The 10,869-nt window shown below is 76.2% G+C and carries 6 protein-coding genes and 1 pseudogene; 2 read left to right on the top strand and 5 right to left on the bottom strand.

The features are described from left to right. Window positions 1–79 precede the first annotated feature (79 nt). The 3 genes and pseudogenes from ACFSJS_RS27690 to ACFSJS_RS27680 all read right to left on the bottom strand — a co-directional run. Window positions 80–1,252, bottom strand: a pseudogene (locus ACFSJS_RS27690) (EAL domain-containing protein); the annotation flags it as partial. A gap of 283 nt (window positions 1,253–1,535) precedes the next feature. After that, window positions 1,536–2,426, bottom strand: coding sequence for a M15 family metallopeptidase (locus ACFSJS_RS27685; protein WP_380905214.1), 891 nt, complete (start codon window positions 2,424–2,426; stop codon window positions 1,536–1,538). An 88-nt stretch (window positions 2,427–2,514) separates the two neighbouring features. Beyond that, window positions 2,515–4,884 (bottom strand): glycoside hydrolase family 31 protein, encoded by a 2,370-nt coding sequence (locus tag ACFSJS_RS27680; protein ID WP_380905212.1) that lies wholly within the window; start codon window positions 4,882–4,884, stop codon window positions 2,515–2,517. Window positions 4,885–5,134: 250 nt separating this feature from the next. Here ACFSJS_RS27680 and ACFSJS_RS27675 point away from each other — a divergent pair, with 250 nt between their 5' ends. Both ACFSJS_RS27675 and ACFSJS_RS27670 read left to right on the top strand, forming a co-directional pair. Beyond that, entirely contained in the window at window positions 5,135–7,159 is a 2,025-nt protein-coding gene (locus ACFSJS_RS27675; RefSeq protein WP_380905210.1) for an acetoacetate--CoA ligase, read from the top strand. 76 nt (window positions 7,160–7,235) lie between these two features. Beyond that, the gene (locus tag ACFSJS_RS27670; protein WP_380905208.1) at window positions 7,236–8,204 is read left to right on the top strand and encodes a hypothetical protein; all 969 of its coding nucleotides are present in this window, start codon (window positions 7,236–7,238) and stop codon (window positions 8,202–8,204) included. Window positions 8,205–8,282: 78 nt separating this feature from the next. Here the strand turns inward: ACFSJS_RS27670 and ptsP are convergent, their stop codons facing one another. Beyond that, the gene (gene ptsP, locus ACFSJS_RS27665; protein WP_380905206.1) at window positions 8,283–9,953 is read right to left on the bottom strand and encodes a phosphoenolpyruvate--protein phosphotransferase; all 1,671 of its coding nucleotides are present in this window, start codon (window positions 9,951–9,953) and stop codon (window positions 8,283–8,285) included. Between the two features lie 84 nt (window positions 9,954–10,037). Next, window positions 10,038–10,487: a PTS sugar transporter subunit IIA gene (locus tag ACFSJS_RS27660; RefSeq protein WP_380905204.1), complete on the bottom strand. Its 450-nt coding sequence runs from the start codon at window positions 10,485–10,487 to the stop codon at window positions 10,038–10,040. Between the last annotated feature and the right edge of the window lie 382 nt (window positions 10,488–10,869).

The following is a 10,869-nucleotide window of genomic DNA, read 5'->3' as shown; positions in this document are numbered from 1 at the left end:
CCCGGCCGGCGCGGTGCGCGGCCGGGCGGCCGGCGGACCGCCCGCGCCGGGCCGGGCCCGGTCAGCGCGCGCCCGGGCGCGGCATCCGGGTGAGCGGATTCAGTCCCGGCGTGTCCTCCGGTCGGCTGTCGGCCAGCGCCCTGATGACCTCGGCCAGCCGCACCACGCCCACGCACCGCCCGGCCTCGTCCACGACCGCCACGTCGTCCGCCGTCCGGCTGCCGTCGTCGGCGGCCACCACGTCCAGGACCTCCCAGGCGGTGGCCCCCACCCGGACCGTGCGCGGCCGGTCCGCGAGCCGGACCGCGGGACGGTGGGCGTACAGCGCGTGGCCGTACCGGCCCGACATCGCCAGCAGGAAGCGGTCCCGGTCCACCGCGCGCACCGGCACCCCGTCGGGGTCCACCAGCAGCACCCCGGTCACCTCGGGCGAGCCGGTGAGCAACGCCCGCACCTGGGAGGCGGACGCGGACAGCGGCAGCACCGTCGCCGGGTGCAGGAACTCCGACACCGGGGGACCCCCCGTGCCGGCGCCCTCCGGCGGCGCGGCGGGCGGACACACGGGGCGGTGGACGTCGACGGCGGTCCGCCGGGCCGGAGGGGCGAACAGGTGCCCCTGGCCCAGGTGCGCCCCGGCCGCCCGCGCCGCCGCGTACTGCAGGTCGGTCTCCACGCCCTCGGCCACCAGCAGCGCGCCGATGCCGTCGCAGAACCGCCGCAGCCCGCCGACCGCCGCCCGGTGGGCGGGCCGGTGCGGCAGTCCGGCGACGAGTGCGGCGTCCACCTTGAGCAGGTCGGGCGAGAGGTCGGCGAGCAGCAGCACCGGCAGGTTCCCGTCGCCCACCCCGTCCACGCAGATCCGGAAGCCCTCCCCGCGCAGCGCGCCCACCGCCTCCACCAGCGCCTCGTGCGGCATCCGCGCGGGCGCGGGCACCGGGGTGACGTCCAGCGTCACCTCCCAGGGACGGCGTCCCGCGTCCCGCACGGCCCTGCGCAGCGCGGTCAGGTCGCCCAGCTCCGCGAGGGTGGTGGCGAAGACGTTCACGTGGAGGGGCAGCACCCCCTCCTGACGGGCGGCGGTCCGCACCGCCAGGGCGGCCAGCTCGGCGTCCAGCTCCGGATCGCGGCGGGCTTGGGCCACCACGTCGCCCTGCTGCGGGCGCGCCAGTACCTCCAGGGCCGTCACGGAGCCGGTCGCGAGGTCCACGACCGGCTGGTAGGCGAATCGGAGTAAGTCCGTCCAGGCACGCACACCACCCAGCATGCTGCCCGTCGGCGCCCCCCGAGCCGGTGTTCGCGCAGAGTTCACGGGCATTTCCCGATGCCGGATCCGGCTCCGCCCGGGCCGGAACCGGGCGGAACGTCAGCGGAAGATCATCGGTATGTCGCGAACACGTGACAGGACGTCCGGGGGCGAACCGCCCCCGGACGGGCCGCGTCCCCACCACCGGACGGCGGTACGGGACCCACGGGGGTGGATCCGTGCCGCCGTCCGGCCCCGGCCGGCGCGGCGGGGCGCCGGGGCAGGTGCCGGCTCAGCGCCCGGTCAGCGACCTGCGGTGCACGGGGAAGTCGAAGTAGGTGTCCGGGAAGGGCTCCGACCGGAAGGTGTAGTGCCACCACTCCGAGGCGTAGTTGACGTAGCCCACCCCCTCCAGGGTCTCCTTCAGCAGCAGCCGGTTGGCCCGCTGCTCGCCGGTGACCCTCGGGTCCAGGGTGTGCGACAGGGTGTCGAAGCAGTCGTAGCCCGTGCCCATGTCCACCGAGTTGTCGGGGAACCGCTGCTCCTGCGGCGCGTGGCACGGCGTGAGCGGCTCGCCCGGCACGTACGGCCGGGTCGGCCACGCCGGCAGCCGCACCAGGGTCAGGTCGACGGTGCTGCCGCGGCTGTGACCGGACCGCGCGGCGATGTACCCGTCCTCGAACAGCCGCGCCTTGTCCACCCGCGGGTAGAACTCCTCCTTCATCCGCTGGTCGGCCGGGTCCTCGGCCCAGGCGACGAAGTGGTCCACCGCCCGCTGCGGGCGGTAGCAGTCGTAGACCTTCAGCGAGTACCCCTGCCACAGCAGCCTCCACTGGGCCCGGCGCAGGGCCTCGGCGGCCTCGCGGGTCAGGATGCACATCGGCTTGCGGTAGCCGTCGATCGGCTCGCCGACGAAGTTGTGCGCGGTGGTGTAGCGGATCTCCTGCAGGATCGTCGGGTCCACGTCGGCCAGCGACACGAACTCCGGCGGGGCCTTCGGCTCCGGCTCGGCCCGCGCGGTCGGCGCCGCGGCGAGGAGGGCGGCGAGGACCGCGAGGACGAGCAGCGCGGCCGCGACGGGCGAGGACGCCCGGAGGGTCGCACCGCGGGGCCTCCCGGGCGGTGCGGCCGGCGGGCCGCCCGGGGAACCGATCACCGAACCGAACAACGAACCGATCACCATGGCCTCCGTCTACCAGGAACCGGAGCGGCGCGGAAGACCGCCTCGTGCGCCCCCGCACCCCGTCCCGCGCCCCTCCGGCCCTCGCGCCCTACCTTCCGTGCTGCTCCGCGCAGCCCTCCGCGCCCCGCACCCGCACCGGGTACCCCACATCCTCGGCGCCCTCCCGCGCCACCACCACCGCACGCCCCTGCAGCCGCACGGAGAACCGCTCCAGCTCCGCCCGCCCCCAGCCGTCCCCGGACTCCACCGCGACCACTCCGCCGCCGGTGCGCCCGGGCACCGGCGCCCACACCTCCAGCTCCACCCCGCCGTCCGGCCCGGCCACCGGCACCACCGCCCCGGCCCGCGCCAGCACCGGTATCCGCGCCGGCGGCGCCTCCACCACCGCCCGGCCCGGCCCCTCGTACACCCCGCCGCCGGCCGTGTCGTACCACCGCCCGCGCGGCAGCCGCACGGTACGGCGCGTCACTCCCGGCTCCAGCACCGGTGCCACCAGCAGCGCGTCCCCGAGCAGGAACGCGTCCTCGCACTCCCGCAGCCCCCGGTCCCGGGGCGCCCCCCACCACAGCGGCCGCACGTACGGTGCGCCCGAGCGGTGCGCCAGCCGGGCCAGCGTCGCGAAGTACGGCAGCAGCCGCTCCCGCTGCCGCAGCGCCGCACCCGCGTGCTCCAGCACCTGCGGCCCGAACTCCCACGGTTCGCGCCGCCCGCCCCCCGGCCCGCTGCGGACGCGGAACAGCGGCAGGTACGCCGCAAGCTGGAACCAGCGCAGGTACAGCTCCGGCGACGGACGCGGCGACCCCGCCGGGCCCCCGACGTCCGTGCCGCAGTACGGCACCCCGCACAGCCCCAGGCCGATCACCTGGGCCAGCGCGTCCCGCAGTCCCTCCCAGCCGGCCGTCCTCTGGTCCGTCCAGGTGCCGCCGTACCGCTGGGAGCCCGCCCACCCCGACCCCGACAGCAGGAACGGCCGCTCGTGCGGCCGCAGCCCCCGCAGCCCCTCGAACCCCGCACGGGCCATCGCCAGGGCGTAGACGTTGTGCGCCTCGCGGTGGTCGCCCCCGCGCGCCTCCAGGGCGTGCCGCGCCGACCGCGGCAGCGTCGCGTCCCCCGCGAAGGCGGGCGAGAACGGCTCGTCCAGCTCGTGGCAGACCCCCGCGAAGCCCTGCTCCAGCCGCTCCGCGTACAACCCGCTCCACCACTTGCGCACCCGCGGGTCGGTGAAGTCCGGGAACACCGCGCCGCCCGCCCGGCCCACCCCGCGCACCGGCGCACCGCCCGGATCCCGCACGAAGGCGTCCTCGTCCCGCCCGCCGTCGTACACCGCGTCCCCCGGCTCCGCCCGCACCGCCGGCTCCACCACCGACACCAGGCGCACCCCCTGCCCGCGCAGCGAGGCCGCCAGTCCGGGGAGGTCGGGGAAGCGCTCCGCGTCGACCGTGAACCCCCGGCCCCGCCGGTGGTGCCCCGCGCCCAGGTGCACGGCGCTCAGCGGCAGCCCCCGCCCGGCGTACCCCGCCACCGCCCGCCGCACCTCGGGCTCGCCCCCGGCGCCCCACAGGCCCAGGTGGTGGCCCAGCGCCCACCGCGGCGGCACCGCAGGCGCCCCCGTCAGAGCCCGCCAGCCCGACAGGATCCGCGACGGCGCCCCCGTCAGCACCCAGTAGCGCAGCGGCCCGCCCGAGAACCGCACCTCGCACCGGCCCGGCCGGTCGTGCCCGGAGCCCGCCCCCTCCAGGCCCTCGCGCAGCACCACCAGCCCGTCCCAGGAGTCGTCGTGGAAGACCAGGTGGTTGCCCGCGTCCGCCACCACCCACAGCACCGGCATCGTCAGCGCCCGCTCGCCGCGCCCCGCGCCGGACGGCCCCGGACCGGCGTTCCACAGCCGGTACGCACCGTCCCGCAGCCGCGGCCCCGGCGTCCGGCCCCCCAGCCCGAAGAACCGCGCGTCCGCCGGCACCTCGCAGCGCTGCGTCCAGCGGCCCCCCGCGCCGTCCTCCGGCTCCCACCAGCACGGCGGCAGGTCGCGGCGCAGCACCACCCCGCCCGGGGTGCGCACCTCCACCGCGCCCTGCCGGGTCACGGTCACCAGCACCCGCTCCGAGACCACCCGCCAGCCGCCGTCCTTGTCCGGCTCCAGCGCCGCCCGCGCGTCGGCCTGCGGGCAGGCGCCCGACAGCGCGTACGAGGGCTCGGGCGCGGCACCGTCCCAGCCGCAGAACACCACGCCGCCCGCCGTCACCCGCACCTGCAGCGACGACCGCTCGAAGCGCACCACGCCGCCCCCCGGCCGGGGCTCCGCACCCGTGGCCGCACCCGGCACCCGGGCCCGCTCCCGGACCCCGCGCGGCAGCGCGCGGGCGTCCGCCCGCCACCCCCGCCACGACGACCGCGCCGCACCCAGCCCGCGCACCGCCCCGAACACTCCCACCGACCGCACCAGGCCACGTGCATCCATGCTGCTCAGAGTGCCATCACCGGCGCACGGGAAGTACCACGTTCAACTTCCGTTCACCCAACGGCCCCCCGTGGTTGGACCACACCCTCCGGCCCCCCGATATGGAGGGTCGGCCCTGGTGCGCAGACCGATCGCATGGCATCGTCCTGCACAGCCGCCGCGCACGCGACGCCCCCGGCCACCATCCCAGGGGCCGGGCGCGCGGGAAGGCGAACGCACACGAAGCGTGGAAGACAGCCCGGGAGCCGCCATGAACGCCGCGCACAGCGCCGCACCGACCACCGACGACCAGCCCGAACCCCTGTGGCGGCCCGGCCCCGACCGGATCGGGGGCGCCCGGCTCACCCGCTTCCAGGCGTGGGCCGCCGAGCGCTTCGGTGCCCCGGCCGCCGTCCCCGGCGACGCCGCCGCGAGCTACGCCGCACTGCACCGCTGGTCCGTCGGGGAGCTCGCGGCCTTCTGGCAGGCCGTCACCGAGTGGTTCGACGTCCGCTTCGCCACCCCCTGGGAGACCGTCCTGGCCGACCCGGCCATGCCCGGCGCCCGCTGGTTCCCCGGCGCCACCCTCAACTACGCCGAGCACGCCCTGCGCGCCGGCGAGGACCCCGCCCGCGCCGGCACCCCCGCCCTGCTCCACGTCGACGAGAGCCACGAGCCCGCGCCCGTCACCTGGGCCGAGCTCCGCCGCCGGGTGGGCTCGCTCGCCGCCGAGCTGCGCCGCCTGGGGGTGCGCCCCGGCGACCGCGTCAGCGGCTACCTGCCCAACACCCCCCACGCCGCCGTCGCCCTCCTGGCCACCGCCGCCGTCGGCGGCGTGTGGACCTCCTGCGCCCCCGACTTCGGCGCCCGCAGCGTCCTGGACCGCTTCCAGCAGGTCGAACCCGTCGTGCTCTTCACCGTCGACGGCTACCGCTACGGCGGCAAGGAGCACGACCGCACCGGGACCGTCGCCGAGCTGCGCCGCGGACTGCCGAGCCTGCGCGCCGTCGTCCACATCCCGCTGCTCGGCACCCCCGCCCCCGAGGGAGCCCTGGAGTGGGACGCCCTCACCGCCGCCGACGCCGAGCCGGTCTTCGACCCCGTCCCCTTCGACCACCCCCTGTGGGTGCTGTACTCCTCCGGCACCACCGGACTGCCCAAGGCCATCGTCCAGTCCCAGGGCGGCATCCTCGTCGAGCACCTCAAACAGCTCGGCCTCCACTGCGACCTGGGCCCCGGCGACCGCTTCTTCTGGTACACCTCCACCGGCTGGATGATGTGGAACTTCCTCGTCTCCGGCCTGCTGACCGGCACCACCGTCGTCCTCTACGACGGCAGCCCCGGCCACCCCGACACCGCCGCCCAGTGGCGCGTGGCCGAACGCACCGGCGCCACCCTGTACGGCACCTCCGCCGCGTACGTCATGGCCTGCCGCAAGGCCGGCGTCCACCCCGGCCGCGACTTCGACCTCTCGAGCGTCAGGTGCGTGGCCACCACCGGCTCCCCGCTGCCGCCCGACGGCTTCCGCTGGATCCACGACGAGGTCGCCGAGGACATGTGGATCGCCTCCGTCAGCGGCGGCACCGACGTGTGCAGCTGCTTCGCCGGAGCCGTCCCCACCCTCCCCGTCCACGTCGGCGAGCTCCAGGCCCCCTGTCTGGGCACCGACCTGCAGGCCTGGGACCCGCAGGGCAGGCCGCTGGTCGACGAGGTCGGCGAGCTGGTCGTCACCAACCCCATGCCGTCCATGCCGATCCGCTTCTGGAACGACCCCGACGGCACCCGCTACCGCGAGAGCTACTTCGAGATGTTCCCCGGCGTGTGGCGCCACGGCGACTGGACCACCCTCACCTCGCGCGGCACCGTGGTCATCCACGGCCGCTCCGACTCCACCCTGAACCGGCAGGGCGTCCGCATGGGCTCGGCCGACATCTACGAGGTCGTCGAACGCCTCCCCGAGATCCGCGAGTCCCTCGTCATCGGCGTCGAACAACCCGACGGCGGCTACTGGATGCCGCTGTTCGTCCACCTCGCCGAGGGCGCCGCACTCGACGACGCCCTGCGCGACCGCGTCAAGCGGGCCATCCGCGAACACCTCTCCCCGCGGCACGTGCCCGACGAGATCATCGAGGTGAAGGGCGTCCCCCACACCCTCACCGGCAAGCGCCTGGAGGTTCCGGTCAAGCGCCTGCTCCAGGGCACCGAGCTGGACAAGGCGGTCAATCCCGGCTCGGTCGACGACGTCGGCCTCCTCCGCTTCTACGAACGCCTGGCCCGCGAGCGCCTCACGGCCTGACCGGGCGGCCACCCGCTGTCAGACCCCCCGGTTACGGTGAGTGACCAACCGGACCCACCGTGACCGAGGGGGAGACATGGCACCCACCAGCAAGCGCCGGCACCGCCGGGGCCCGCACCGCGAGCCGTCCGTCCGACGCCCCGGCGGCCGCCGGGCGGCGGCGAGCGCGCGCCGGTCCCTGCGCCGCGAGGCACCCGGCACGGTCGCCGTCGTGGCCGACCCGGCCGGCTTCGCGGCCATGCGCCACCGCTACACCACCTTCCTCTTCGAGGACCACCCCGCCTACCTGAGGCAGGTGGAGGAGCTGCTGCGCTGGCTCACCGCCCGGGGGGTCCGCACCAGCGTCGGCCTGTTCGACCCGGACGACTACGCGCGCTTCTGCGTCCGGGAGCACATCGATCCCGACACCTCCGACAGCCGCGCCCGGTACGCCGCGGAGCTCGCCGCCACCGGCGCCACCGTGCGGTACCGGGGCCGGCCGCTCGTCCGGCTCCTCCCCCTCCTGCTCGCCGGCCGGCGGCCCCGGGACGCCCGGGGGCGCACCGCCGCCCGCCCCGGGGAGGGCGGCACCCGCGGGGCGCTCGAGGAGGCGGGGGACACCGTGGCGGACCTCCTCGGCGCGGCGGGCCCCGGCACCCACCACCTGGTGTGCAGCGTCACCGGGACGGCGGGCCCCCTCGTCGCGGTCCTCCACGCCGAGGCCGAGCCCCCCGCACCGCCCCGGACGGACCCCGCCCGGGAACTGGTCTTCCGCGCGGTGCTCGCCGCGGGACTCGCCGCGGGGCGGCCCGGGGGAGTGGTGATGCGCACCGTCCGCGGCGGGCGGGAGGAGGTCCGGGGCTGGAGCCTGGCCGGCGGCCGGCTCCGCCCGCTCACCGAGGCGGAGGTCTTCTCCGCCTACTGCACCGACGTGGAGACGGGGGAACCGGTGCCGCCCGAGCCGGGCCTCGCCTACCGCGCCGGCTTCCCCCTGCCCCGTCCCTCCGGATCCCCCGGCGCGGCAGAAGGCGAGGAGCGGGGGAAACGGAGGGGAGGGGAGGGCTGACCGCCGCACGCCGCCGCGGGCCCGCCCGCCGTGGGGAAGGGCGGCCCGCAGCGGCACCGCACCCGCGCGGGTCCCGCGTCACTCCCCGGAGAGCACCGACTGCGCGGCCGCCCGCGCCCGGTCCGCGCTCTCCGAGGCCCGGGCGGCCGCCGCCGCGCGCTCGCACTGGGCCATCGTGTGCTTGGCGAGCGTCGCCCGCACGTACGGAATGGCCGCCGCTCCCATGGACAGGCTGGTGACGCCCAGCCCGGTCAGCACGCAGGCGAGCAGCGGGTCGGAGGCGGCCTCGCCGCAGACCCCGCAACTCTTGCCCTCGGCCCCGGCGGCCTCCGCGGCCGTCGCCACCAGGTCGAGCAGCGCGGGCTGCCACGGGTCCTGGTAGCGCGCGAGGGCGCCGACCTGCCGGTCCGCCGCGAAGGTGTACTGCGCCAGGTCGTTGGTGCCCAGTGACAGGAACTCCACCTCCTGGAGGATCGACCGGGCCCGCAGCGCCGCCGACGGCACCTCCACCATCGCACCGAACTTCGCGCGCAGCCCCGCCTCGCGGCAGGCGTCGGCGAACGCCCTCGCATCGGCCCGGTCGGCCACCATCGGCGCCATGACCTCCAGGTAGACCGGAAGCCCGTCGGCAGCCCTGGACAGGGCGCGCAACTGAGTCCGCAGCACTTCCGGGTGGCCGAGCAGGGTCCGCAGGCCGCGCACTCCCAGGGCGGGGTTCGGTTCGTCGGCGGGGGTGAGGAACCCCAGCGGCTTGTCGGCGCCCGCGTCGAGCACCCGCACCACCACGCGGCCCTCCGGGAACGCCTCCAGGACCTGCCGGTACACCTCGGCCTGCTTCTTCTCCGACGGCGCCTTCCGACCGCCGTCGAGGAACAGGAACTCCGTCCGGAACAGGCCGACGCCCTCGGCGCCCGCCTCCAGCGCGGCCGCCACGTCGGCCGGACCGCCGATGTTCGCCAGCAACGGCACCTTGTGCCCGTCGGAGGTGGCACCGGGACCGACGGCGGACGCGAGCGCGGCCTTCCGCTCCCGCGCGATCCCGGCCAGCCTCTCCTGCTGCTCCGGGCTCGGGTCCACCGAGACCTCCCCGGTGCTGCCGTCCACCGCGACGACCGTGCCCTCGGCCAGTTCGACCGCGCCCTCCAGCGCCACCACGGCCGGCACCCCCAGGGCACGGGCCAGGATGGCGCTGTGGCTGGTCGGACCGCCCTCCTCCGTCACGAACCCCAGCACGAGGGAGGTGTCCAGCAACGCGGTGTCGGCGGGTGCCAGGTCCCGTGCCACCAGCACGAACGGCCTGTCGCTGTCGGGCACCCCCGGCATCGGCACCCCCAGGAGCCGGGCGACGATGCGGTTCCGCACGTCGTCCAGGTCGGCCACCCGGCCGGCGAGGTACTCACCCGCCCCGGCCAGCAGGGCGCGATAGGCGCAGAGGGAGTCGTGCACGGCTCGCTCGGCGGTGCTGCCCACGGCGATGCGCCGCTCGACGTCGGCGCTCAGCTCCGGGTCCCTGGCCATCATCGCCTGGGCCTCCAGCACGGCCTGGGCCTCCCCGCCGGCCAGGTTCCCCCGCGCGACCAGATCGGCGGCCACCGCCTCCATCGCCTGCCGGGCCCTCTCCCGCTCGTGCGGCACCCTCTCCCGGGGGATCTGCTCGGTCGGCGGCTCCAGCTCGGCGGTGCGCATGTGCCGCACCTCGCCGATCGCCACCCCGTGGCTCACGCCGACGCCTCGAAGCGTTGTCTCCATCTCACCGTCTCCGGTCGGTTCCGTCTGTGGGTGGATACGTGCTCGCCCCGTGAGCCTCTCACCGCCGACGCGGGAGCGGCGGCTTCACCGCCAGGTGAACAGGGTCCCGCCGAGGGGGACGTCGACGTCCTCGGCGACGTTGCCCAGTGCGTCGGGCACGGCCTCCAGCGCGACGACCGGGCAGACCGGCGACTTGCCCTCGGCCTCGACCTCCGCCGGGTTCCAGCGCACGATGGGCGCTCCCCGGCGCACCGTGTCCCCCTTGGCGGCCACGAGGTCGAACCCCCGGCCGTTGAGCTGCACGGTGTCGATCCCCAGGTGCGTCAGCACCCCGTGCCCCTCGTCGTCCACGACGACGAAGGCGTGCGCGTGCAGCGAGACGATGATGCCGTCGACGGGCGCGACGGCGACGGACGGTCCGCGGACCGGGTCCACGGCGGTCCCGGGACCCACCATCACACCGGAGAACACCGGATCGGGCACGGCCGCCAGGCCGATGGCACGTCCGGCCAGAGGTGACGTCACGACGGTCATGGGAGCCTCCCGAGGACGGAGAGTCGAGTAGTCGCGGTCGTCATCGTTTGTCCCGACCTGCGCACTGACCAGAAGCGTAGGTCATGGGGGGCGACCGGGCCCGGGCGAGCACGCGTGTGGCGTCCCGTCCGGGGGCGGTCGGGCGGATTTGCCTCCGTTCCGGACCGCATGTACTCTCGTACCTCCGTCCGGCGCCCTCGGGTGCCGGCGACGTCCGGCAGAACACCCCACCGACAATCCGGCTCGGTTCCGCGTTTCCATCGGGAAGCACGGGAAAAACCGAATTTCGGAACACGGCGGGAGTGCTGATAGAGTCGGAGACACCGAAGGGAAGCGCCCGGAGGGGCCCTGGGAAGGGGTTCCGAAGGAAGCGTCCGTTCCT

Origin of the sequence: Streptomyces desertarenae (genome assembly GCF_042681365.1) — a bacterium.
Lineage (GTDB): Bacteria > Actinomycetota > Actinomycetes > Streptomycetales > Streptomycetaceae > Streptomyces > Streptomyces desertarenae.
The sequence above is the reverse complement of the archived record's forward strand: the minus strand, read 5'-3'. Positions and strand labels throughout refer to the sequence as shown.